This is a genomic window from Streptomyces sp. NBC_00876, assembly GCF_045207435.1.
GTDB lineage: Bacteria > Actinomycetota > Actinomycetes > Streptomycetales > Streptomycetaceae > Streptomyces.
Genome location: NZ_CP108800.1, coordinates 3,504,303 through 3,527,240, shown reverse-complemented (window position 1 = coordinate 3,527,240; position 22,938 = coordinate 3,504,303). Strand labels below are relative to the sequence as shown.

The 22,938-nt window shown below is 70.7% G+C and carries 21 protein-coding genes; 15 read left to right on the top strand and 6 right to left on the bottom strand.

All coding sequences use genetic code 11. From position 1 onward, the window contains the following. Positions 1-4: 4 nt before the first annotated feature. Complete coding sequence (locus tag OG782_RS15415; protein WP_406451273.1) at positions 5-400, bottom strand: hypothetical protein; 396 nt, start codon at positions 398-400, stop codon at positions 5-7. Between the two features lie 344 nt (positions 401-744). Between OG782_RS15415 and OG782_RS15410 the strand changes: the two genes are divergently transcribed. Then, complete coding sequence (locus tag OG782_RS15410; protein ID WP_406451271.1) at positions 745-1,428, top strand: UbiX family flavin prenyltransferase; 684 nt, start codon at positions 745-747, stop codon at positions 1,426-1,428. A gap of 11 nt (positions 1,429-1,439) precedes the next feature. On the opposite strand, the gene OG782_RS15405 is transcribed toward OG782_RS15410, so the two are convergent. Continuing rightward, a complete protein-coding gene (locus tag OG782_RS15405; protein ID WP_326736853.1) occupies positions 1,440-1,574 on the bottom strand; it encodes a hypothetical protein in 135 nt (44 codons plus the stop codon). Positions 1,575-1,706: 132 nt separating this feature from the next. On the opposite strand from OG782_RS15405, the gene OG782_RS15400 reads away from it, so the two are divergent. From OG782_RS15400 to OG782_RS15380, 5 genes are all read left to right on the top strand, one after another. Next, the gene (locus tag OG782_RS15400; protein ID WP_136330825.1) at positions 1,707-2,162 is read left to right on the top strand and encodes an Lrp/AsnC family transcriptional regulator; all 456 of its coding nucleotides are present in this window, start codon (positions 1,707-1,709) and stop codon (positions 2,160-2,162) included. Between the two features lie 50 nt (positions 2,163-2,212). After that, positions 2,213-3,376 (top strand): aminofutalosine synthase MqnE, encoded by a 1,164-nt coding sequence (gene mqnE / locus OG782_RS15395; RefSeq protein ID WP_406459091.1) that lies wholly within the window; start codon positions 2,213-2,215, stop codon positions 3,374-3,376. Between the two features lie 107 nt (positions 3,377-3,483). Then, a complete protein-coding gene (locus OG782_RS15390; RefSeq protein ID WP_406451268.1) occupies positions 3,484-4,008 on the top strand; it encodes a GNAT family N-acetyltransferase in 525 nt (174 codons plus the stop codon). Positions 4,009-4,164: 156 nt separating this feature from the next. Then, positions 4,165-4,419, top strand: coding sequence for a DUF4229 domain-containing protein (locus OG782_RS15385; RefSeq protein WP_406451266.1), 255 nt, complete (start codon positions 4,165-4,167; stop codon positions 4,417-4,419). Positions 4,420-4,860: 441 nt separating this feature from the next. Continuing rightward, positions 4,861-6,207, top strand: coding sequence for a dicarboxylate/amino acid:cation symporter (locus OG782_RS15380; RefSeq protein WP_406451264.1), 1,347 nt, complete (start codon positions 4,861-4,863; stop codon positions 6,205-6,207). Between the two features lie 73 nt (positions 6,208-6,280). On the opposite strand, the gene OG782_RS15375 is transcribed toward OG782_RS15380, so the two are convergent. Then, positions 6,281-7,486 (bottom strand): alpha/beta hydrolase family protein, encoded by a 1,206-nt coding sequence (locus OG782_RS15375; protein WP_406451262.1) that lies wholly within the window; start codon positions 7,484-7,486, stop codon positions 6,281-6,283. A 241-nt stretch (positions 7,487-7,727) separates the two neighbouring features. On the opposite strand from OG782_RS15375, the gene OG782_RS15370 reads away from it, so the two are divergent. After that, positions 7,728-8,366: a TetR/AcrR family transcriptional regulator gene (locus tag OG782_RS15370; RefSeq protein ID WP_406459089.1), complete on the top strand. Its 639-nt coding sequence runs from the start codon at positions 7,728-7,730 to the stop codon at positions 8,364-8,366. Here OG782_RS15370 and OG782_RS15365 read toward each other — a convergent pair. Together OG782_RS15365 and OG782_RS15360 are read right to left on the bottom strand one after the other, a co-directional pair. After that, on the bottom strand, positions 8,311-9,162 hold the full coding sequence (locus OG782_RS15365; RefSeq protein WP_406451260.1) for a MaoC family dehydratase: 852 nt from the start codon (positions 9,160-9,162) through the stop codon (positions 8,311-8,313). The two genes, OG782_RS15370 and OG782_RS15365, sit on opposite strands and share 56 nt — an antisense overlap. 4 nt (positions 9,163-9,166) lie before the next feature. Beyond that, positions 9,167-10,486 (bottom strand): 3-oxoacyl-ACP reductase, encoded by a 1,320-nt coding sequence (locus OG782_RS15360; protein WP_406451258.1) that lies wholly within the window; start codon positions 10,484-10,486, stop codon positions 9,167-9,169. A 76-nt stretch (positions 10,487-10,562) separates the two neighbouring features. Between OG782_RS15360 and OG782_RS15355 the strand changes: the two genes are divergently transcribed. After that, complete coding sequence (locus OG782_RS15355) at positions 10,563-11,840, top strand: acetyl-CoA C-acetyltransferase (RefSeq protein ID WP_406451256.1); 1,278 nt, start codon at positions 10,563-10,565, stop codon at positions 11,838-11,840. Between the two features lie 96 nt (positions 11,841-11,936). Then, positions 11,937-13,850 (top strand): AMP-dependent synthetase/ligase, encoded by a 1,914-nt coding sequence (locus tag OG782_RS15350; RefSeq protein WP_406451254.1) that lies wholly within the window; start codon positions 11,937-11,939, stop codon positions 13,848-13,850. A 69-nt stretch (positions 13,851-13,919) separates the two neighbouring features. Here OG782_RS15350 and OG782_RS15345 read toward each other — a convergent pair whose 3' ends face one another. Continuing rightward, on the bottom strand, positions 13,920-14,396 hold the full coding sequence (locus OG782_RS15345; RefSeq protein WP_406451252.1) for a hypothetical protein: 477 nt from the start codon (positions 14,394-14,396) through the stop codon (positions 13,920-13,922). Positions 14,397-14,757: 361 nt separating this feature from the next. Here OG782_RS15345 and OG782_RS15340 point away from each other — a divergent pair, with 361 nt between their 5' ends. The 6 genes from OG782_RS15340 (at position 14,758) to OG782_RS15315 (ending at position 22,840) form a co-directional block, all read left to right on the top strand. Beyond that, positions 14,758-15,711: an LLM class F420-dependent oxidoreductase gene (locus tag OG782_RS15340; RefSeq protein WP_406451250.1), complete on the top strand. Its 954-nt coding sequence runs from the start codon at positions 14,758-14,760 to the stop codon at positions 15,709-15,711. 10 nt (positions 15,712-15,721) lie between these two features. Continuing rightward, complete coding sequence (locus OG782_RS15335; protein WP_406451248.1) at positions 15,722-16,507, top strand: SDR family NAD(P)-dependent oxidoreductase; 786 nt, start codon at positions 15,722-15,724, stop codon at positions 16,505-16,507. 124 nt (positions 16,508-16,631) lie between these two features. Further along, a complete protein-coding gene (locus OG782_RS15330) occupies positions 16,632-17,753 on the top strand; it encodes an LLM class flavin-dependent oxidoreductase (protein WP_406451246.1) in 1,122 nt (373 codons plus the stop codon). 240 nt (positions 17,754-17,993) lie between these two features. Next, positions 17,994-19,733: an amidohydrolase family protein gene (locus OG782_RS15325; protein ID WP_406451244.1), complete on the top strand. Its 1,740-nt coding sequence runs from the start codon at positions 17,994-17,996 to the stop codon at positions 19,731-19,733. Next, positions 19,730-21,193, top strand: a complete 1,464-nt coding sequence (locus OG782_RS15320) for an aldehyde dehydrogenase family protein (protein ID WP_406451242.1) — start codon at positions 19,730-19,732, stop codon at positions 21,191-21,193. Before OG782_RS15325 ends, OG782_RS15320 begins: the two co-directional genes overlap by 4 nt. Before the next feature lie 156 nt (positions 21,194-21,349). Next, a complete protein-coding gene (locus tag OG782_RS15315; RefSeq protein WP_406451240.1) occupies positions 21,350-22,840 on the top strand; it encodes an MFS transporter in 1,491 nt (496 codons plus the stop codon). Positions 22,841-22,938: the final 98 nt, after the last annotated feature.

The window sequence follows — 22,938 nt, the reverse complement described above, 5'->3', positions numbered from 1 at the left end:
TCTGCTAGTGGTCGTTCTTGAAGTAGGACGTGTCGTCGCAGTACGCGTCCCTGTTCTCCTTGTGCAGGCACACCCGCAGCTTGTACTTGGCGCCCTTCTCGGCCAGGTTGCGCGCACCGCCCTGGCTGGCGCGGCCGATGGCCTTGGCGCCGTTGCCGCCGGCCTGGAGGGTGTAGACCGTCTTGCCCTTGGAATTGATGATCCAGCCCTTGACGCCCCAGCCGTCCGCTTCCTGGTCGGAGAGCGTGACGACGTCCCCCCGGAGCGTGATGCTGATCTTTCCGCCCGGCGAGCCGTCGTCGGTCTGCACGCTGTAGTCGGCGGCCATGGCCTGGGTGGAGAACGTGAGGGCCAGAGCCGCGGCTCCGGCGGAGACGCCGAGTATCCTGCCAAGCTTCATTACTAACTCCCCGTTCGGATTTCGCTTGCCTGTTCGGCTTGCGGTTTGACTTTAGATTCCCGGATGGAAACTAAGCAAACAAGATCCGGAACTTGGCTGAAGAGCGTCGCTTGGTGACGATATATGCCGGGCATATGGCATTTTGGAAGCCTGCTGCTTGGCTGGAATTTGCATGGTGTTCATGAATGGGTGCTCAGGAATTTGCGATTCCGATTGCGCAAAGTGTCGCGGCTCTGTGACTTTTCCGTTCCTGCGGGAACCGCCGGAGCCCTGGTGTGCAGCACCGTGACGGGCCGGAACTCCTGACGCGCCGGGGCCCCGGGGGGCCGGATAGGCTCGGGGGTGTGGATTCCGGGACTTCAGTAAGTCGGCAGCAGCGAAAGCCTTGGATTGTCGGGGTTTCAGGCGCTTCGGGCACCCCATTCGCCGCTGCTGTACTGCGGGGCCTGCTGGCCGCGGGGGAAAGCGTCGATCTGGTCGTGAGCCGGGCGTCGCGGCTGACGCTGCTGGACGAGACCGGGATCGCCTTCCGTGACGCGCACTGGCGGGAGGACCTGCGCGGCTGGCTGGCGCGGGGGGCGGACGGGAAGCCGCACACCTTCGATGTGGACGTGGCGGGCGTACGGCACTGGGCGGCCGGCGATCTGGCCGCGGGGCCGTCCTCGGGCTCGTACCCGGCGAAGGGGATGCTCATCGTCCCGGCGTCGACGGCGTGCGTGGCCGGGGTGGCGCTCGGGCTCTCGAAGGATCTGCTGCAACGGGCCGCGAGCGTGACGCTCAAGGAGCGGCGGAAGCTGGTCGTCGCGGTGCGCGAGACTCCGCTGAACGGCCAGACGCTGAAGCATCTGGTGACCCTGGACGAGGCGGGCGCGGTCGTACTGCCCGCCTCTCCGGCGTTCTACGCGGGGGCGACGCATATCCAGGATCTGGTGGATTTCGTCGCGGGGCGGGTGCTGGACGCGGCAGGGGTGCCGCACCAGCTGTACCGCCGCTGGGAGGGAGAGCTCGGTGGTGGCTCTCGCGGCTGACCCGGGTGGGGTCAGCGCTTCTTGGGGGTGCGCGGGTTGCGGGTCTTGTCGACCCGGTGGGCCGCGGCGGGCTGATGGGCACGCGAGCGGTTGGCCAGGTCCTGCAGCTCGCGCATCCGGGCGTAGGCCATCTCGATCGTGTACACGGTGTATCCACTCCTGAAGATTCGAAAGCATTTTTTGGAAGTTCGGAAAGATTTGCAGGCTTCGAAGCCTGCACGCCTTAGATTCTACACGTAGACTTGCGGTACTGCTGAACAATGGAAGGTTTCAGTCACATGGACGCGGTGGACAGGCAGCTCATCCAGGCCCTCAGGGAGAACGGCAGGGCCTCGTACGCCGAGCTGGGACGGCTCGTGGGGCTCTCCGGGCCCAGCGTCACCGACCGCATCAACCGGCTGGAAACCGCCGGAGTCATCACCGGATACCGCGCCACCGTCGACGCGGCCTCGCTCGGGCTCGGGGTCACGGCCCTGATCGGCATCTCGCTCTCCGACGCCGCCGACCACGAGGACGTGGCGCGCCGGCTGAAGGACCTCGCGGAGATCGAGGACGCCTGGTTCATCGCGGGCGACGACTCCTACATGCTCAAGGTGCGCGTCGGCGACGTGGACGGCCTGGAGAAGACCATCCGCCGGCTCAGCGGCACCAAGGGCGTCTCGCGGACCCGCACCACGATCGTCCTCTCCACCAAGTGGGAGAACCGGGTCGGAGACCTCCCCGAAGAGAGCTAGGCGTACGGTGATCTGAAGTCTGTTACGGAGAGAAAATGGGAGGCGCCCTAGTGGACGCGGGACTCAAGCGCGAGCTGGAGCAGAAGGTCCGGGACGGTGAGCGGCTGTCCCGCGAGGACGGGATCGCGCTCTACGAGTCCGACGACCTGGCCTGGCTCGGCGGTCTGGCCCATGAGGTGCGTACGCGCAAGAACGGCGACGTTGTCCACTTCAACGTCAACCGTCACCTCAACATGACCAACGTGTGCACCGCTTCGTGCGCGTACTGCTCCTTCCAGCGCAAGCCGGGGGAGAAGGACGCGTACACGATGCGCATCGAGGAGGCCGTCCGCCTCGCCAAGGCGATGGAGGGCGAGAGCCTCACCGAGCTGCACATCGTCAACGGGCTGCACCCCACCCTGCCGTGGCGCTACTACCCGCGTTCGCTGAGCGCGCTGAAGGAAGCGCTGCCGGAGGTCTCCCTCAAGGCGTTCACCGCCACCGAGATCCACCACTTCGAGACCATCTCCGGGCTCACCGCCTCCGAGATCCTCGACGAGCTCATCGAGGCCGGTCTGGAGTCGCTGACCGGTGGCGGTGCGGAGATCTTCGACTGGGAGGTCCGCCAGCACATCGTCGACCACAACACCCACTGGGAGGACTGGTCGCGCATCCACCGCCTCGCCCACGAGAAGGGTCTCAAGACCCCGGCGACGATGCTGTACGGGCACATCGAGGAGCCTCGTCACCGCGTCGACCACGTGCTGCGCCTGCGTGAGCTCCAGGACGAGACCGGCGGATTCCAGGTCTTCATCCCGCTGCGCTACCAGCACGACTTCGTGGACATGAAGGACGGCAAGGTCCGCAACAAGCTCCAGGCGCGGACGACGATGGCGACCGGCGCCGAGGCCCTGAAGACCTTCGCGGTCTCCCGGCTGCTGTTCGACAACGTTCCGCACGTCAAGGTCTTCTGGGTGATGCACGGCGTGCAGACCGCCCAGCTGGCCCTCCAGCACGGCGCGGACGACATGGACGGCTCGGTCGTCGAGTACAAGATCACGCACGACGCGGACAACTACGGCACGCCGAACAAGCTCGGCCGTGACGATCTGCTGGACCTGATCCGCGACGCGGGCTTCCGGCCCGTCGAGCGCAACACCCGGTACGAGATCATCCGCGAGTACCCGGGCCCGGACGCGGAGCGGCGCGAGTCGCCGCAGCCGATGCGGGTCTGACCCGGCGCGCGCCCCGTCGCGCGCGCAGCGCTGTACGAAAGCTCCGGCCGCCGTCCCCGGCCGGAGCTTTTTCGCGTTCCGGGCGCCGTAAGGGTTAATCTTCGCCTATGACACTTACGTTTGAGCTGGACCCGAAGTTCGACCGGTCCGTCCGGGACGGCATAGCCGCGCTCTGGGCCGATGTGTCCAACGCGGGCGGCGCGGTGGGCTTTGTGCCGCCCGTGACGGCCGACGAGGTCCGGCCCGAACTGGTCAAGCACCTCGTCGCCATGGCCGAGGGCCGCACCCGTCTCCTCGTCGGCTACGACGAGCGGGGCGCCATCGCCGCCACCGCCTTCCTCGCGCACAACACGCACCGGCTGATGTCGCACTGGATCTGGCTCTACACCGTGATGGTCCACCCCCGCCATCAGGGCCGCGGCTACGGGCGGGAGCTGATGGCCGCGGCCGCCGACGCGGCCCGCTCCATCGACGGCATCGAGGCCGTCCGGCTCACCTGCCGCGGCGGCACCGGCGCCGACCGCTTCTACGCGGCCTGCGGTTACAAGGAGGTCGGCCGGGTGCCGGGTGCGATCCGGGTGGCCGAGGGTGATGACCGCGACGACATCATCATGCTGCTGCCGCTGGGCTGAGAAGGTCTGCCGGGCCCGCCCGGAATGCGTTGGGTGCAGCCCTGCGAACTGATCGATTACGGGGCATGCTTCACTGGTCGGGCAGGACTGTCGTACGTAGAGAGAGGGCCAGCTGTGTCCGCTGCCAAGCCGAGCGCAACGATCCGGTACACCGCGATGCGTCTCAGCATCTTCGTCGGCTGCCTCGTCGTCGCGGCCATCGCCGTCCACTTCGGGCTCATCCCTTCCGGCGCCGGAGGGTCCAACATCGTCTGGGTCGTCCTGCTCGCGCTGGTGCTCTCCGCGCCGCTCAGCTACGTCCTGCTGCGCAAGCAGCGCGACGAGATGTCCGAGCAGATCGTGTCCTCGGTCGACCGCGCCAAGGCGCGCCTCGAGGCCAACCGCACGCGCGAGGACAGCGTCACCCGGTAGGGATGCTGTGAGGGCGGAGTAAGCACTTTGTAAGCTTCCTCACACCCGCACCCTTTCTTCGTCAAACCCCAGAACCGGAGCGACCCGCTCCTGTACTGGGGTTTTCGCGTTCCCGGGGGTCTCGGGGCCTCCCGTGCGGGGTGACGGACCGCCGTTCAGCCCCAAAGAAGACCTTTGAGGTTCTCAAAGTTCAAGTGTTAACGTGTTCGACATGAAGACAGCTGTGCGCCTCCGACCTGCCGCGAGCATCCCGCTCGTGGAGCGCCTGCATGTCGATCTCTGCCGCTGTATGTCCGCGGTCTGTTGCCGCAACGTCTGAACGGCATCATGCAGCGGCGCCGCCCCAGAGCCTGACCGGGACGCGGGCGCCGCACCGCCTCACCCCCCGTCCCCCGCACACCGTCCCCGTGCGTCCCGATGCGTCACATCTGGAGTGTGTCCGTGTCCGCGAATCCCGCGTCCGCCACCACCGATGAGCCCTCCGGCTCCGGTTTCCGCATACCCAAGGTCCCGTTCTGGGCCCAGATCGTCGCCGGTCTCCTCCTCGGCGTCCTGCTCGGCTGGCTCGCCCGCAGCTACGACATCGCGTGGCTCTACACCACGCTCGACAAGGTCGGCCACATCTTCGTCCAGCTGCTGAAGCTGGCCGTCGCGCCCCTCGTCTTCTTCGCGATCCTGGTGTCGATCACCAACCTGCGCAAGGTCAACAACGCCGCGCGGCTCGCCACCCGCACGCTGCTCTGGTTCATGATCACCTCACTGATCGCGGTCGCCATCGGCCTCGCGATCGGCCTGATCACCAACCCGGGCTCCGGCACCGGCCTCACCCCGAAGGACGGCAAGCTCCCCGAGCACGCCGGCTCCTGGCTCGACTTCCTGACCGGCATCATCCCGGACAACGTGATCACGCCGTTCACCGAGCTGAACGTGCTCCAGATCGTCTTCATGGCCGCCGTCGCCGGCATCGCCGCTCTCCAGCTGGGCGAGAAGGCCCAGCCGATCCTCACCCTCAGCGAGTCGGTCCTGGAGCTCCTCCAGAAGGCCCTGTGGTGGGTCATCCGCCTCGCCCCCCTCGGCACCGTCGGCCTCATCGGCTACGCGATCGCCGACTACGGCTGGGACCTGATCGGCAAGTACGCGACGTTCACCGCCGACGTCTACATCGGCTGCGCCCTGGTGATGTTCGGCGTCTACCCGCTGCTGCTCGCCACCGTCGCCAAGGTCAGCCCGGTCCAGTTCTTCAAGGGCGCCTGGCCCGCGATCCAGCTGGCCTTCGTCTCCCGCTCCTCGGTCGGCACCATGCCGGTCACCCAGAAGGTCACCGAGCGCCTCGGCGTCCCGAAGGAGTACGCCTCCTTCGCCGTCCCGTTCGGCGCGACGACCAAGATGGACGGCTGCGCCGCGATCTACCCGGCGCTGGCCGCGATCTTCATCGCGCAGATCTTCGACGTGCAGCTGGGTGTCGGTGACTACATCCTGATCGCGTTCGTCTCGGTGATCGGCTCGGCGGCCACCGCCGGTCTCACCGGCGCCACGGTCATGCTGACCCTCACCCTGTCGACGCTGGGCCTCCCCCTGGAGGGCGTCGGCCTGCTGATGGCCATCGACCCGATCCTGGACATGATGCGGACGGCGACGAACGTCGCAGGTCAGGCGCTCGTCCCGGTGATCGTCTCCGCCCGCGAGAAGATCCTCGACCACGACGCGTACAACTCGGCATCGGCCTCCCCGGTCGAGGAGGTCGAGGTGCGCGACGCCGAGCCGGAGCGCGTGGCGGTCGCCGCGTAACCCCGCACGCACGATCCTCCGGAGCGCCCCCGGTCCCACTGGACCGGGGGCGCTCCTGTGTGGGCGGGGGCCGTCAGGGCTGCTGGAAGACGACCTCGGGGTTGCCCGGTGTGGGGCCGTCCAGCAGGGGCTGAGGCCGGTCCTTCAGATGCTGGTCGAGGAAGGCCGCCACGTAGTCGCGGGTGATCCGTGTCGACCGGCCGGCGGAGAGGGGGGCCTCCGGGTCCACCGGCAGGCCGAGCTGTTCGGCGAGTTCCGGGTTGTCCGTGAACGTGAAGTGGCCCGAGTCCTTGACGGTCAGCCAGCGCTTCCAGCCGTCGAGGTGCCGCCAGCCCTCGTCCCAGGACCCGTCGAGGCTGCCGGGGTGGTGGCCCGCGTCGGTGCCGAGCATCAGGAACGGACGGCTCCCGATGCCCGAGCGGGGGACCGGTTCGAAGAAGGTGCCGTCCATGTTGACCCCTGCGTCGAAGCGAGGATCGGCAAGCATCGCCGAGGCGGCCGCGCTGCCGCCGATGGAGTGGCCGGCCGCGGCGACCCGGCGCCTGTCGATCATGCGGGAGTTCTTCCAGGCCGGACGGGCGCCGGTCAGCCGGTCGAGCACGAAGGAGAGGTCGGCGGCCCGTCCGGTGGAGACGGTCCTCAGCACCTTCCGTTCGGCCTCGTCGTCCGGTGCCGCCTCGGCCGCGTCGCAGGCCGCGCACGTGAGGACCCGTCCGTCGGGGAACGCCGTTCCGGTGGACTCGTAGGCGTGATCGACGCTCGCCACGACATAGCCGCGGCTCGCCAGGTCCTCCGCGAGGGAGGTCAGAGTGGCGCGGGGCGTGCCGAAGCCGGGGGAGAGCAGCACGAGGGGGAACCGGCCCCGGGCGGCGGGAGCGTCCGTACGGGCGTGGGTGGAGGTGGAGCTGACGACGGAGGCGGGCACGATGCCGTCCAGTCCGCGCGCCGCCAGCATCAGCCGGGCCTCTTCGGTGCTCATGTACGGGGCGGCGGTGCTCCCGCCCGCGGCACGGGCCGGGTAGTGGACGGACACCATCAGTTCACGGTCCCCGGCTTCGGGCACCCAGGGGTCGGTGCGTTCGTGGTCGGTGAGGTGCAGGACCTCGGCGCCGACGGGGTACGGGCCGGTCGGGCGGGGCAGTTCGAGCGTGGTGGTGGCCGAGGCCGGCGGTGCCGGTGCCGGTGCCGGTAAGGCCTGGGCGGTGGCGACGGGTGCGGCCAGCAGGAGTGTGGCGGAGAGGAAGGCGACGGCCGTGCGGCTGCGGAGTCTCATGGTCATGCCGGGACACTAGGCGGCGGTACAGGTCGAAGGCATCGGGCCCAGGGGCGACCCCGGGGTGGGACCAGGGTCGTACACGGGTCATCCCGCAGGGGGTGCACACCGGTGGACGGCTACCGGCCATTGTGGCCGGGCCGCTGCCGTTCCGTACGACGGCGAGGCGGTCCGCGCCGTACGCTTACCGAGGAGTAGTGCACGGGGGCGGGAGGAAGTCGACGTGGGTGCTGTGAAGAGCAAACGGATGCCGCGCGCGGTGCGTGAGCAGCAGATGATGGATGCCGCGGTGCAGACGTTCGGGCAGCGCGGCTTCCGGGCCGCCTCGATGGACGAGATCGCCGAGCTGGCCGGGGTGTCCAAGCCGTTGGTCTATCTCTACCTGAACTCCAAGGACGAACTCTTCTCCGCCTGTATCAGGCGTGAGGCGAATGCGCTGGTCGAGGCGGTGCGGGCGGGGGCGGAGCCGGGGCTGCCGGCCGACCGGCAACTGTGGTCGGGGCTGCGGGCGTTCTTCACGCACACCGCGGAGAACCCGGACGGCTGGGCGGTGTTGTACCGGCAGGCGCGGACGCACGGGGAGCCGTTCGCCACCGAGGTGAACGTGATGCGCGAGGAGATCGTTGCGTTCGTGACGGGTCTGATCGGGGCTGCGGCGCGTGAGGTGCACGACGATCCGGCGCTCGCGGACCGTGATGTGGCGGGGCTGGCACAGGCGTTGGTGGGCGCCGCGGAGGCGCTCGCCGGCTGGGCGAACGAGACTCCGGGCGTCTCGGCCAAGGAGGCCGCGGCCACCTTGATGAACTTCTCCTGGGCGGGTCTGGAGAACCTTATGAACGGCCGTCCCTGGCAGCCTCAGGGGAAGTCCGCACCGTCGTCCCGGTGAGGTGGATGCGGTCGCCGTCGCCGCCGCGCAGCTGGAAGGCGGCGCCGTCCGAGGCGTAGGTGACGGTCCCGGGCAGCAGGACGGGGGCCCTGAAGTCGGCCCGTACGGTCCGGATCAGGTGCGGCTGCGGGGTCTCGGCGAGGCAGCGGGCCACGGTCCACATGCCGTGGGCGATGGCGCGCGGGAAGCCGAAGAGCCGGGCGGTCAGCGGGTACAGGTGGATCGGGTTGCGGTCGCCGGACGCGGCTCCGTAGCGCCGCCCGAGGCCGGCGGGCAGCCGCCACTCGGCGACGGCGGGGAGCGGCGGTGTGTCTCCCGAAGGCGCCGGGGTGGTTCCCGTACGTGTCGCATGGCGGGACAGGTAGCCGCTGCGGGACTCCCACACCACCTCGCCCGCCAGTCGCGCCTCGGTGACCACGGTGACCTCGGTTCCGCGTCGGTGTGGCGTCAACTCATCTGCGTACACGGTGAGTTCGAGCGAATCTGTCGGGTTCAGCGCCCGGTGTGCGGTGATCTCGATCCAGGTGTGGACGAGTCCGGTGACCGGCAGGGGGAAGCGCCGCCCGGTCATCAGCCGCATGGCGAGCGGGAAGCCCAGGACGTGCGGGTAGGTGACCGGGAGGGGGCCGGTTCCGGCGAAGCCGCAGATCCTGCGGTACGCGGCCAGCGGCCCGGGGGCGATCGGGGCGGCCGGGAGGCGCGGCCGGTCGGCGGGCAGGGTGGCGCCGGGCCGTCCCGCGCGTTTGAACGGGGAGGTGAGGGCGCCGCGCGCCAGGGAGAGGGTCAGGCTGGGCACCGGTTCACGCTCCCAGCAGGCTCTGGCCGCAGACCCGGACGACCTGGCCGTTGACGGCGCTGGAGGCGGGCTGGGCGAACCAGGCGGTGGTCTCGGCGACGTCGACCGGGAGGCCGCCCTGGGAGAGGGAGTTCATCCGGCGGCCGGCCTCCCGGATGAAGAGCGGGACGGCCGCGGTCATCTTCGTCTCGATGAAGCCCGGGGCCACCGCGTTGACGGTGACGTCGTGGTCGGCGGCGGCGCGCGGGGCGAGCGAGCGGACGAGGCCGATGATGCCGGCCTTGCTGGCCGCGTAGTTGGTCTGGCCGTTGTTGCCGGCGATGCCCGCGATGGAGGCGGTGGCGACGATCCGTCCGCCGCGGTTGAGGGTGCCGGCCTTGAGCAGGGCGTCGGTGGTGCGCAGGACGCTGTCGAGGTTGACGTCGATGACCGAGGCCCAGCGGTCGGCGGGCATGTTGGCGAGGCGGCGGTCGCGGGTGATGCCGGCGTTGTGGACGAGGATGTCGAGGCCGCCGGGGGCCGCGGCGGCGATCCGCTCGGCCGCGTCGTCCGCGGTGATGTCCAGCGGCAGGGCGGTGGCGCCGAGCCGGTCGGCGGTGCGTACCAGGTCGTCCTGGGCCTGCGGGATGTCCAGGCAGATGACGTGGGCGCCGTCCCGGGCCAGGACCGAGGCGACCGAGGCGCCGATGCCGCGGGCGGCGCCGGTGACCAGTGCGGTGCGGCCGGTGAGCGGGGCGGCCCAGTCGGCGACCGGGCCGGGGGCGGCCGAGGTGACCTCGATGACCTGGCCGCTGATGTACGCGGACCGGGGCGAGAGCAGGAAGCGCACGGTGGACTCGGCGCCGGCGACCGCGTCGGGCGCGATGCGCAGCAGCTGTACGGTGGCGCCCTTGCCGATCTCCTTGCCGAGTGAGCGCACGAATCCTTCCAGGGCCTGCTGGGCGGCGGCCTGGTGGTGGTCGTCGGGGGACGGGCGCACCCCGAGGACGACGACGCGGCCGCCCGGTGCGAGCGAGCGGACGACCGGGTGCAGGGCGGCGTGCACGGCCCCGAGCCCGGCGGCGGTGTCGACGGCGGTCGCGTCCAGGACGATGCCGGCGGGCCGGTCGGCGTGTGCCGTGATCTCCAGGCCGGTGGTGGCGAGGAGTGTGCCGAGCTCGTCCGTGACGGCGGAGTCCCCGGCGGTGAGGTGGAGGACCGGGCCGGTGAGCGTGGGGGTCTCCAGGCTCCAGCGGTGCAGCCGCGCGGGCTGCGGAAGCCCGAGCTTCCGGGTCAGAAACCGGCCGGTTGCTGTGCCGGTGAGGTGCAGATAGCGGTCGGCCATTGTCCAGACTCCCTGCTCGGTCGTAGATTTACTCTTGAGTAAGGTTACTCAAGAGTCAGGAGTTGGTCGAGATGAGTTGGTCGAGTTGATCCCCCTCGCACTCCCGCAGCCCCGCCGGGTCGCGGTCATCGGCGGCAGCCGCATCCCCTTCGCGCGCTCCGACGGCCCGTACGCGCAGGCCTCCAACCAGCAGATGCTCACCGCCGCGCTGGACGGTCTGGTCGAGCGGTTCGGGCTCCAGGGGCAGCAGGTCGGGGAGTTCGCCGCGGGCGCCGTCCTCAAGCACAGCCGGGACTTCAACCTGGCCCGGGAGACCGTGCTCGGCTCACGGCTCGACCCGCGCACCCCCGCGTACGACATCCAGCAGGCCTGCGGCACCGGCCTCCAGGCCGTCATCGCGGCCGCCAACAAGATCATGCTCGGGGCGGTCGACTCGGCGATCGCGGGCGGCGCGGACACCACGAGCGACGCGCCGCTCGGCGTCAACGACGAACTGCGCCGGCTGCTGCTGTCGGCCCGGCGCGCGAAGTCGGCGGGCGGCAGGGCCAGGGCCCTTGCGGGGGTACGGCCCCGGCATCTGGTCCCGGACATGCCGCGCAACGCCGAACCGCGCACCGGTCTTTCGATGGGCGACCACGCGGCGGTCACCGCCCGCCGGTGGGACATCGGCCGCGCGGAGCAGGACCTGCTCGCCGCCACCAGCCACCGGCGGCTCGCCGCCGCGTACGACCGGGGCTTCCTGGCCGACCTCGTCGTCCCGTACCTCGGCCTGGAGCGTGACCAGAACCTGCGGCCGGGCTCCACCGTGGAGAAACTCGCCACGCTGAAGCCGGTGTTCGGCACGGACCACCCGGACGCGACGATGACGGCGGGCAACTCCACCCCGCTCACGGACGGCGCCGCGACGGTGCTGCTGGCGAGCGAGGAGTGGGCCGAGCGCCGCGGTCTGGAACCGCTGGCCTATCTCTCCCTGTATGAGACGGCCGCGGTCGACTACGTGGGCGGCGAGGACGGGCTGCTGATGGCGCCCGCGTACGCCGTACCGCGGATGCTGGAGCGGGCCGGGCTGACCGTCCAGGACTTCGATCTCTTCGAGGTCCACGAGGCGTTCGCCTCCCAGGTGCTCGCCACGCTGGCCGCCTGGGAGAAGCAGGGGCTCGCAAGCGTCGACCGGGACAAGCTCAATGTGGCGGGGTCGTCCCTGGCCACCGGGCATCCGTTCGCCGCGACGGGCGCGCGGATCGTCGCCACCCTCGCGAAGCTCCTCGCGGAACGAGACGCCCCGGGCCGCGGGCTGATCTCGATCTGCGCGGCGGGCGGCCAGGGCGTCACGGCGATCCTCGAACGCGTGTGACCGGCAGAGAAGTTGAGCACGGTCCGGCGAGGGCATCAGGGCCTTTCGCCGGACGGACCAGGTGAAACGCCCGACCCCGATGCCGAGGAGCCGCACGTGTCCACGCCACCCGCACCTCCCACCACCCCCTCCGCCCCCGTCCTGGTCGAGCCGACGAAGGTCAGGGCGGCCGACGGCAGCGTCCGGCAGGTCTCCGTACCGGCGTTCGCCCCGCCCGTCCGGCGCGGCTCGCTCGCCGAGATCCCGTTCGACAACGCACACGAGGCCCCGGCCGACGCCGTCCTCAGCCGCAAGCAGCAGGACGGCAGCTGGCAGGACGTGACCGCGGCCGACTTCGCGGCCGAGGTGCTCGCCGTGGCCAAGGGCCTGATCGCGGAGGGTCTGCGGGGCGGCGACCGGATCGCGATCATGGCCCGTACGACCTACGAGTGGACGCTGCTCGACTTCGCCGCCTGGGCCGCGGGCCTGGTCACCGTTCCCATCTACCCGACCTCGTCCGCCTTCCAGGCGCGCTGGATCCTCCAGGACTCGGGCGCGGTCGCCTGCGCCGTCGAGACGGCCGAACAGGGCCGCATGATCAGCCAGGAACGCAAGCAGCTCGGCGACCTCGCACACCTCTGGCAGTTCGACACGGGCGCGCTGGGCCGGCTGAAGAAGCTCGGCAAGGACGTCCCGGACGACGTCGTCGCCGCCCGCCGCGCCACCCTGGAACCGGGGACCCCGGCCACGCTCATCTACACCTCGGGCACCACCGGCCGCCCCAAGGGCTGCGTCCTGACGCACGGCAACTTCTTCGCCGAGGTCGACAACGCCATCGAGCTGCTGCACCCGGTCTTCAAGTCGGTCAGCAAGGACCCGGCGTCCACGCTGCTGTTCCTGCCGCTGTCGCACGTCTTCGGCCGGATGGTCGCGATCGGCTGTCTGCGCGCCCGGGTCCGCCTCGGCCACGCCCCGTCCATCCGGACGGAAGACCTGCTCACCGATCTGGCCGGCTTCAGGCCGTCGTTCCTGCTGGCCATCCCGTACGTACTGGAGAAGGTCTACAACACCGGCCGGGCCACCGCCGAGAAGATGGGCCGCGCCTCGTCCTTCGACCGCGCCGCGCGGATCGCCCAGCGCTACGGGCAGGCCGTCGAGGCCGCCGAGCACGGCACGGGCCCCGGCCCCGGCCTGGGGCTGCGCGCGGCCCGCGCGCTGTACGACCCGCTGGTCTACCGCCGCATCCGGGCCGCGCTCGGTGGTCATGTCCGGTACGCGATCTGCGGCGGCTCCCCGCTGGGCCGCAGGCTCGCCGCCTTCTACGCGGGCGCCGGCATCGAGATCTTCGAGGGCTACGGCCTGACCGAGACCACGGCCGCCGCCACCGTCACCCCGCCGCTCAAGCCGCGCCTGGGCACCGTCGGCTGGCCGATGCCGGGCACCGCCGTACGCATCGCCGAGGACGGTGAGGTGCTGCTCAGCGGCGGCCAGGTGTTCCAGGGCTACTGGGACACCGAGCGCGCCGGGGCCGTTCCCGCGCTGGACGGCGGCTGGTTCGCCACCGGCGACCTGGGCGCGCTCGACGAGGACGGCTACCTCACGATCACCGGCCGCAAGAAGGACATCATCATCACCTCGGGCGGCAAGAACGTCACCCCGGCCCCGCTGGAGGACTGGCTGCGCGCCCACCCGCTGGTCAGCCAGTGCATGGTGGTCGGCGACAACCGCTCGTTCATCACCGCCCTGATCACCCTGGAGCCGGACGGGCTCTCCCACTGGCGGCAGATGAAGAAGAAGCAGGACGTCCCGATGCGCGACCTCGTCCACGACGAGGAACTGCGCTCGGCGCTGCAACGCGCGGTCGACGACGCCAACCGGCTCGTCTCGCGGCCCGAGTCGATCCGCAAGTTCACGGTCCTGCCGGTGGACTTCACCGAGGAGGGCGGCCATCTGACGCCGTCGCTGAAGCTGAAGCGGGACGCGATCGCGCGGGACTTCGAGGCGGAGATCGAGGAGTTGTACCGGAAGTGAAGTGGCCGGCCTCCCGGATGAGTTGATCCAACGGCGCCGCCCGGTCACCGAGTCGTGAATCCGCGGTGGTCAGTCCCGGGTGGCGCCTTCGGGCCACACGATCCGCACCGGTACGCCGACGCGTTCCGCGTACGCGACGACGTCGGCGGTGCCGCCGTAGCCGCGGGCCGGTTGCCCGTCCCACACGGCGATCATCCGGTCTGCCAGGCCGACGACGATCTCGCTGCCGGCCTGGTGGGCATGCGAGTTGGATTCGCTCAACCCGGTGTGGTGGGTATCGATCGCGCGGGCCATCAACTCGTCGTAGACGGGGTGGTGCCAGTCGGGCAGGCTCTCGCGGTACTCGGCGGAGGAGATGACGACGTCGAGGCGTCCGCCGTGCGCCAGGACGGCCTGTGCGAACCATGCGTCGGGGCCGTCGGCGATGCAGCTGATGCCCACGAGGTCTGCCGGCGGGCAGTCGGCGATCAGCTTGGCGAGCTCGGTACGGACTTGGGCTTCGACTTCCGGCGAAAGGCCGCGGTGGCCCGTGATACCCAGGCGCATATCTGACTTCTCCCTTACAGGTACGTGCCGTGCGGCAGAGCGTCGAAGCCGAGCACGATACCGGGCGGTGTTGGCCATCGCGTCGATGTCGCCGGAGCCGGGGAGGTGAGTGACGAACGGCCGGGACATACCCGGCAGCTCCGCGGCTTCAGCCGGTGTCGGCGGTGCTTCGGATGCCAGGGCCGTGACCACGTGCCCATGCGTCAGCTCCCCGGCCGGGGAGCTGACCACCCCCTGAACTCCTTTCCCCCGGACACCCCTTGCCTGATGATGCGTCAGGTACGACGATGACTCCGCTCACTCGGAATATGACGAGCCGTCAGATTCTGTCAGGGTCATTCCAGGGGAAGGAGGCCGTTCGGTGCCGATACTGCCCGCCGGACCGCTGTCGTACGGGATGCAGCTCCCGATTCAGTCGCAGAGTGCCATCTACGCGGAACCGTGGGAGGCCGGGGCCACCCCGGCCGACCTCGTCGAGATCGCCCGCACCGCCGACCGGGCCGGGTTCACCTACCTGGCGAGCTGTGACCATGTCGCCATCCCCCGGCGGCTCGCGGAGGCGATGAGCACCGTCTGGTACGACCCGGTGGCCACGCTCGCGTTCCTCGCGGGCGTCACCGAGCGGGTCCTGCTGATGAGCCATGTCGCCGTCGTCGGGCTGCGTCATCCGCTGGCCACGGCCAAGCAGTACGCCACCCTCGACCACCTCAGCGGTGGCCGGCTGATCCTCGGGGTCGGGGCCGGGCACGTGCGTGAGGAGTTCGAGGCGCTCGGGGCCGACTTCGACGGGCGGGGCGGGGTGCTGGACGAGAGCATCGACGCGCTGAAGGCCGCGCTCGGGCCGGAGGAGTACCCGGAGTTCGCCGGGGAGCGGTTCTCCTTCAGCGGGCTCGGGCAGTTGCCCAGGCCCGCCCAGGAGCGGGTGCCGGTGTGGGTGGGCGGGTCGTCGCCCGCCGCGGTGCGGCGGGCCGCCGTACGGGGGGACGGGTGGCTGCCGCAGGGGGATCCGCGGGCGAAGCTGCCCGCTCAGATCGCCCGGCTGCACGCCCTGCGCGAGGAGGCGGGGGTGGACCGGCCGATCGTCGTCGGGGCCATCACCGAGCCGCTGTACGTGGGGGAGCCGGACTGGTCCGTGGGGCGGCGCACCCTCAGCGGGAAGCCGGAGGTGCTCGCCGAGTCGCTGCGGGAGTACGGCGCGATGGGTGTGCACCAGATCCAGGTGCGCTTCCGCAGCCGCAGCAGAAGTGAACTGACCGATCAGATGGCGGCGTTCGCCGCCGATGTCGCACCTCACCTCGACAACCTCGACAGGTAGGAGTCAGGCCATGGGCAAGCTGGACGGACGGACCGTACTGATCAGCGGTGCGGCGCGCGGGCAGGGTGAGCAGGAGGCGCGGCTCTTCGTGGCCGAGGGTGCGCGGGTGGTGATCGCCGATGTGCTCGACGAGCAGGGCGAGGCGCTCGCGAAGGAGCTGGGGGAGGGTGTTGCGCTCTTCGTGCACCTGGATGTGAGCCGGGAGGAGGACTGGCAGGCCGCCGTCGCCGCCGCCAAGGACGCCTTCGGGGGTATCGACGGGCTGGTCAACAACGCGGGGATCCTGCGGTTCAACGAGCTGGTGACCACGCCGCTGGAGGAGTTCCAGCAGGTGGTGCAGGTCAATCAGGTGGGGGCCTTCCTGGGGATCAAGACCGTCGCGCCCGAGATCGTGGCGGCGGGCGGCGGGACCATCGTCAACACCTCCTCGTACACCGGGCTCACCGGCATGGCGTTCGTCGGCGCGTACGCCGCGACCAAGCACGCGGTGCTGGGCCTGACCAAGGTGGCGGCGGTGGAGCTGGCGGCGAAGGGGGTACGGGTCAACGCCGTCTGCCCCGGAGCCGTGGACACCGCGATGTCCAATCCGGCGGCGCTGGACCCGGCAGCGGACCAGGAGGAGTCGAAGGAGGCCGTGGACGCGCTCTACCGCAAGCTCGTCCCGCTCGGGCGGATCGGCAGGCCCGAGGAGGTGGCGGCGCTCGCGCTCTTCCTGACCTCGGACGACTCCTCGTACATCACCGGGCAGCCGTTCGTCATCGACGGCGGGTGGCTGGCGGGCGTCAGTCTCTTCTGAACGTGCCGGAGACCCATCATGTCTGACGAAGCGTCAGGTATTGACGGGTCGGGGTGTCGGTGGAACAGTCGGACGCATCAGAATCTGACGGTGTGTCAGAAACAATTGAGGACGGTGAACCCCCTTGGAATTCGGGCTCTTTGTACAGGGGTATGTGCCCGCCGCGCGGGCCAAGGTCGACCCCGGGGCAGAGCACAAGGCGCTGATCGAGGAGACCGAGTACGTCATCCAGGCGGACAAGTCCGGCTTCAAGTACGCCTGGGCCTCCGAGCACCACTTCCTGGAGGAGTACTCGCACATCTCGGCCAACGATGTGTACCTGGGCTATCTCGCACACGCCACCGACCGCATCCACCTCGGGTCCGGCATCTTCAACCCGCTCGCCCCGGTCAACCACCCGGTGAAGGTGGCCGAGAAGGTCGCCATGCTCGACCACCTCTCGGAGGGGCGCTTCGAGTTCGGCTCCGGCCGGGGCGCGGGCACCCACGAGATCCTCGGGTTCATGCCGGGCATCACCGACATGAACCACACCAAGGAACTCTGGGAAGAGACCATCGCCGAGTTCCCCAAGATGTGGCTCCAGGACGAGTACGTCGGCTTCCAGGGCAAGCACTGGTCGCTGCCGCCGCGCAAGATCCTGCCCAAGCCGTACGGGAAGTCGCACCCGGCGATGTGGTACGCGGCCGGCTCGCCGCCCTCGTACGCCATGGCCGGCAGGAAGGGGCTCGGCGTGCTGGGCTTCAGCGTGCAGAAGGTCTCCGACATGGAGTGGGTCGTCGAGTCCTACAAGAACGCGGTCAAGGACGCCGAGCCGGTCGGTGACTTCGTCAACGACAACGTCATGGTCACCTCGACGGCGATCTGTGCCGAGACGCACAAGAAGGCCGTCGAGATCGCGGTCGGCGGCGGGCTGAACTACCTCCAGTCGCTGCTGTTCCGCTACCACGACACGTTCCCGCGGCCGGACGGCATCCCGGAGTGGCCGGAGCTGCTGCCGGAGTACTCCGAGGAGATCATCGAGCTGCTGATCGCCGAGGAACTGATGATCTGCGGCGACCCGGACGAGGTGCTGGCGCAGTGCCGGCGGTGGGAGCAGGCCGGGGCGGACCAGCTGAGCTTCGGGATGCCGATCGGGATCAGTCCCGAGGACACGATGAACTCGATCAAGCTGATCGGTGAGCACGTGATCCCGAAGATCGACACGGATCCGGTCCACCGGACGACGCGGTTCCGCGACGCGGCGTGAAATCCAGCCCCGCCGGCGTTTGAGGCGCGAGGTCCGGGGCGGAGCCCCGGGGCGCGGGCTCTCGGGGGCGCTGCCCCCGTGCCCCCGCTCCTCAATCGCCGGAGGGGCTTGGTTCTGCCCCAGGGGCTTGATCTGCGGGCGGCGTCTTCCCGGACCGCCGCTCCGCGAGCCGGGGTGCGTACCGCGGCCGTACGCACCCCGGCGCACACCCATGTGTGACACCGAAGAAGGGACCCCGGCATGCTCGACCACCTCATCCGCGGAGCGACCGTCGTGGACGGCACCGGCGGGCCCTCCTACCGCGCGGACATCGGTATCCGCGACGGCCGCATCGCCGTCATCGCGGAACCAGGAACCGTCGCCGAGACGGCCGTGACCAGCGAGGACGTCACCGGCCTGGTCCTCGCGCCCGGCTTCGTCGACCCGCACACCCACTACGACGCCCAGCTCTTCTGGGACCCGTACGCCACCCCGTCGATGAACCACGGCGTCACCACCGTCGCCGGCGGCAACTGCGGCTTCACCCTCGCCCCGCTCCATCCGGACCGCCCCGAGGACGCCGACTACACCCGGCGCATGATGTCGAGGGTCGAGGGCATGGCCCTCAAGGCCCTGGAGGAGGGCGTCGACTGGAGCTGGTCGACCTTCCGTGAATACCTCGACGCGCTCGACGGCCGGATCGCCGTCAACGCCGGGTTCATGGTCGGGCACTGCGCCCTGCGCCGCCACGTCATGGGGCCCGACGCGGTCGGCGGACAGCCGACCCCGGCCCAGCTCGACGCCATGCTCGCACTGTTCCACGACGCGATGGACGCCGGGGCGTGGGGCCTGTCCACCACCCAGTCCTCCACCCACTCCGACGGCGACGGACAGCCCGTCGCCTCCCGGCACGCGCTTCCCGAGGAACTCCTCGCGCTCTCCCGCGCGGTCGGTGAGCACGAGGGCACGCAGATCGAGGCGATCGTCGCCGGCTGCCTCGACCAGTTCTCCGACGACGAGATCGAGCTGTTCGTCGACATGACGGCCGCCGCCGGGCGCCCGCTCAACTGGAACGTCCTGACCATCGACGCCGCCGTCCCCGAGCGCGTACCGCGCCAGCTGATCGCCAGCGAACGCGCCCGCCGTGCCGGGGGCCGGATCGTCGCGCTGACGATGCCGATCCTGACGCCGATGAACATGTCGCTGGGCACGTTCTGCGCCCTCAACCTGATCCCGGGCTGGGGCGACATCCTCGCCCTGCCCGTCCCCGAGCGCATCGAACGGCTCCGCGACGCGGACACCCGCGCCGAGATGCTCCGCCGCGCCGACAGCAAGGAGGCCGGCGTCTTCCGCCGCCTCGCGAACTTCGGCCGGTACGTCATCGGCGACACCTACAGCGCGGCGAACGAGGGCCTCAGCGGGCGGGTCGTGAAGGACATCGCGGCCGAGCGCGGCCAGGACGCCTTCCACTGCCTCGTCGAGATCTGCGCGGCCGACGATCTGCGTACGGTGCTGTGGCCGATGCCCACCGACAACGACCCCGACTCCTGGGCGCTGCGCCGGCGCACCTGGGAGCACGAGGACGTCATGCTCGGCGGCTCCGACGCGGGCGCGCATCTGGACCGGATGTGCGGCGCCCCGTACACCACCCGCTTCATCGGTGACTGTCTGCGCGGGCGCAAGCTCGTCCCGCTGGAACAGGCCGTCAAGATGCTGACCGACGACCCGGCCCGCCTCTTCGGCCTGCGCGACCGCGGCCGCATCACGGAGGGCTTCCACGCCGACCTCGTACTCTTCGACCCCGAACGCATCGACGCGGGCCCCGCCACCCTCGTCCACGACCTGCCGGGCGACAGTCCCCGGCTGGACTCCAAGGCGCTCGGCATCGTGTCGGTCCGCGTCAACGGGGTGGAGACCCTGCGCGACGACAAGGTGACCGGCGCGGTCCCCGGCACGGTGCTGCGCTCCGGCCGCGACACCCGGACGGTGAGCACACAGTGACCATCACACCCCAGCGCCTCTTCATCAACGGCGAGTGGACCGAACCCGCCGACGGACACTACGAGGTGATCAACCCGGCCACCGAGGAGGTCGTCGGCCTCGCCCCCGAGGCGAGCCGCGCCCAGGTGTACGCGGCGGCCGCCGCGGCCCGTGACGCCTTCGCCTCCTGGTCCCGCACCCGCCCGGAGGAACGCGCCGCGATCCTCGACCGCGCCGCCGATCTGATGCAGCGCGACTTCGCCGCGAACGCCGCACTCGCCCAGGCGGAGAGCGGCGCCACCACGGGAACGGCCCGCGGCATGCAGGTCGCCGTGGGCGCCGCCCGCTTCCGGCGGTACGCGAAGGGCGCGCTGGAGCCGGTGGAGGAGGCGATCGGCCCGCAGATCAACGAGGCAGGTCCGATGGGCCGGGCCGGGATCTTCGGAGCGCTCGCCGTCCGCCAGCCGGTCGGCGTCGTCACCTGCATCACCTCGTACAACAACCCCTGGGCCAACCCGGCCGGCAAGATCGCGCCCGCGCTCGCGATGGGCAACACCGTCGTCGTGAAACCGGCCCCACAGGACCCGCTCTCCGTCTACCGGATGGCCGAGGCCCTCGCCGAGGCGGGCATGCCGGCGGGCGTCGTCAACGTCGTCAGCGGCGCGGGCCCCGGAGTGGGCGAGGCGGCCGTCGACTCGCCCGACGTCGACATGGTCAGCTTCACCGGTTCCACGGCGGTCGGTCAGCGCATCGCCGAGGTCTGCGGCCGGGGCATGAAGCGGCAGCTGATGGAGCTGGGCGGGAAGGGTGCCGCCGTGGTGCTCGACGACGCCGACCTCGACTCGGCGGTGGCGGGCATCGGGACGACGTTCTCCTTCTACAGCGGCCAGATCTGTACGGCTCCGACCCGCGTCCTGGTCCAGCGGTCCGTCCACGACGCGCTGATCGAGAAGCTCACCGCGTACGCCGGGTATCTGAAGGTGGGCGATCCGACGGCCAAGGGCACGGTCGTCGGCCCGGTCATCTCCGCCGCGCACCGCGACCGCATCGAGTCGTACGTGGAGCTGGGCCGCAAGGAAGGGGCCCGGGTCGTCACGGGCGGCGAGCGCCCGGACCCGACCGGCCGCGGCTTCTATGTCGCGCCCACGCTGCTGGCCGACTGCACCAACGACATGCGGGTGGTGCGGGAGGAGATCTTCGGTCCGGTCGTGGTGGTCGTCCCCTTCGACGACGAGGAGGAGGGCATCGCGCTCGCCAACGACAGCGACTACGGACTGATCGACTACGTCTGGTCCGGCGACGTGGCCCGCGCCTTCCGCACGGCCCGCAGGCTGCGCGCCGGCGGGGTCGGCGTGAACACGATCGGCCGGAACATGGAGGCCCCGTTCGGCGGGTTCAAGCAGAGCGGGGTCGGGCGCGATGTCGGCTCGTACGCCCTGCACGCGTACAGCGAACTCCAGGCGATCGTCTGGCCGGGCTGAGGGCGGCGGGGTACGGGCTACGGCGGCTGGGTGGGGGGCGGCGTCCCCACCCACCGGCATGTATCTCGCCATCAAGTATCTTGACATCGAGAATAATCCCCGGCAGGCTTCCCCCGGTCTGTTGATCTCTTGATGTCGAGATACCGGGGGTGGGCTGTGCGCCGCACAGCGGGAAGCGGGACGGCGGGAAGCGGGACGGCGGGGGAGCAGGAGCCCGGACCAGGGGGAGGTCAGGGCCTCCTGGCCCAGCTGCGCAACCCGCCGGGCGGCCGGGACGCCCGCATCATGCTGCTCGCCCTGGCCGTCGACCGCACGGGGTCCGGCCTGTGGGCCGCGTCCTCGGTCCTCTACCTCACGTTCGTGACGCATCTGAGCGCGCAGCAGATCGGGCTGCTGCTGGGAGCGGCAGGCGTGGCGGGCATCGCCGGCTCCCCCCTGGCCGGACGGCTGGCCGGCCGCTTCCCGGTCCGTCCGCTGCTGATCGGCTGCCACCTGCTCCGGCTGGTGACCCTCGTCCTCGTCCTGACGTGCACCGGCTTCTCGGCGCTGCTCCCCGTCATCGCGGTCACCTACCTCGGGGACCGGGCGGCGAAGACGCTGGAGATGCTGTTCGCCACCCGCGCGGCGGGCGAACGACGGGCGGCCTACCAGGCGTTGTCCCGCAGTGCGGCGAACGCGGGCTACGGCGTCGGCGCCGGGATCGCCGCCATCGGCCTGGCGGTGGGCACCACGGACGCCTACCGGACCCTGATCCTCGGCAACGCACTGTCCTTCGCCGTCGCCGCGGTGCTGGTGTGGCGCACCGGCGAACCCCGCGACACGGCGACGGTCGAGGTGGCGCGGACGAAGGGAGCCGGCCTCCCGCCTTCCGAAGCCGCCCCCTCGCCTTCCGGGTCCGCCCTCCCGCCTTCCGAGGCCGCCCCCTCGCCCTCGGCGGTCGCCCCCTCGCCTTCCCAAGCCGCCCCCTCGCCTTCCGGGTCCGCCTCCCGCGAGCCCGCCCGCCGCAAGGGCCCGTGGCGGGACGGCGGATACCTCCGCTTCGTCGCCCTCGACATCCCGATGAACCTGGACGACTCGGTCCTCGGCGTCGGCCTGCCGCTGTGGCTGGTGAACCGCACCTCCGCACCGCACGCCCTGGTGCCGGCCTTCCTGGTCATCAACACCGTGCTGGTCGTGGCCCTCCAACTTCCTGTCTCGAGACGCGCCGATGGCCCTCGCCGGGCGGTCCGGGCGGTGCTGGCGTACGGGGTCCTGCTGTTCGTCTGCTGCGCCGCCCTCGCCGCCGCCACCCGCTGCGGGACCTGGGCGGCGGCAGCGGTCCTGCTCGCCGCGGCGGTGCTGGTCACCCTGGCCGAACTGATGCGCTCGGTGAGCTCGTGGGAACTGGCCGTCCTGCTCGCGCCCCCGGACGAGCGCGCCGCCTACCTGGGGGTGGCCGGCATGTCGCAGTCCATCCAGAAGTCCGCGGGCCCGCCGCTGCTCACCGGAGTGGTGATGGCGGCGGGACCGGTGGGCTGGCTGGTGCTCGGCACGGTGGTCGCGGGGCTCGCGGTCGTACAACAACGCTCCTGCGCCCACCGGTTGCGCATCGTCGCGCCGCCCGCCCAGGACCATGCGGCGGCGACGGCCGCCGGGCGGACCCTCTAGCTCAGGCGTCGATCCGGGCTGCCGGGCCGTCTACAGGAACCTGCTCATCGACTACGCGTGTGCGGGGCCGGAGCTGCCTGAGGAACTCGCGGCCGAGG

Bases quoted from the DNA above. Each gene is read 5' to 3' on its own strand.
- OG782_RS15370 (WP_406459089.1), top strand. From the start codon at position 7,728: ATGCCGCGCGCGGTGCGTGAGCAGCAGATGATGGATGCCGCGGTGCAG.
- OG782_RS15335 (WP_406451248.1), top strand. From the start codon at position 15,722: ATGGGCAAGCTGGACGGACGGACCGTACTGATCAGCGGTGCGGCGCGC.
- OG782_RS15415 (WP_406451273.1), bottom strand. From the start codon at position 400: ATGAAGCTTGGCAGGATACTCGGCGTCTCCGCCGGAGCCGCGGCTCTG.
- OG782_RS15375 (WP_406451262.1), bottom strand. From the start codon at position 7,486: ATGACCATGAGACTCCGCAGCCGCACGGCCGTCGCCTTCCTCTCCGCC.
- OG782_RS15400 (WP_136330825.1), top strand. From the start codon at position 1,707: ATGGACGCGGTGGACAGGCAGCTCATCCAGGCCCTCAGGGAGAACGGC.
- OG782_RS15345 (WP_406451252.1), bottom strand. From the start codon at position 14,396: ATGCGCCTGGGTATCACGGGCCACCGCGGCCTTTCGCCGGAAGTCGAA.
- OG782_RS15385 (WP_406451266.1), top strand. From the start codon at position 4,165: ATGCGTCTCAGCATCTTCGTCGGCTGCCTCGTCGTCGCGGCCATCGCC.
- OG782_RS15390 (WP_406451268.1), top strand. From the start codon at position 3,484: ATGACACTTACGTTTGAGCTGGACCCGAAGTTCGACCGGTCCGTCCGG.
- OG782_RS15360 (WP_406451258.1), bottom strand. From the start codon at position 10,486: ATGGCCGACCGCTATCTGCACCTCACCGGCACAGCAACCGGCCGGTTT.
- OG782_RS15325 (WP_406451244.1), top strand. From the start codon at position 17,994: ATGCTCGACCACCTCATCCGCGGAGCGACCGTCGTGGACGGCACCGGC.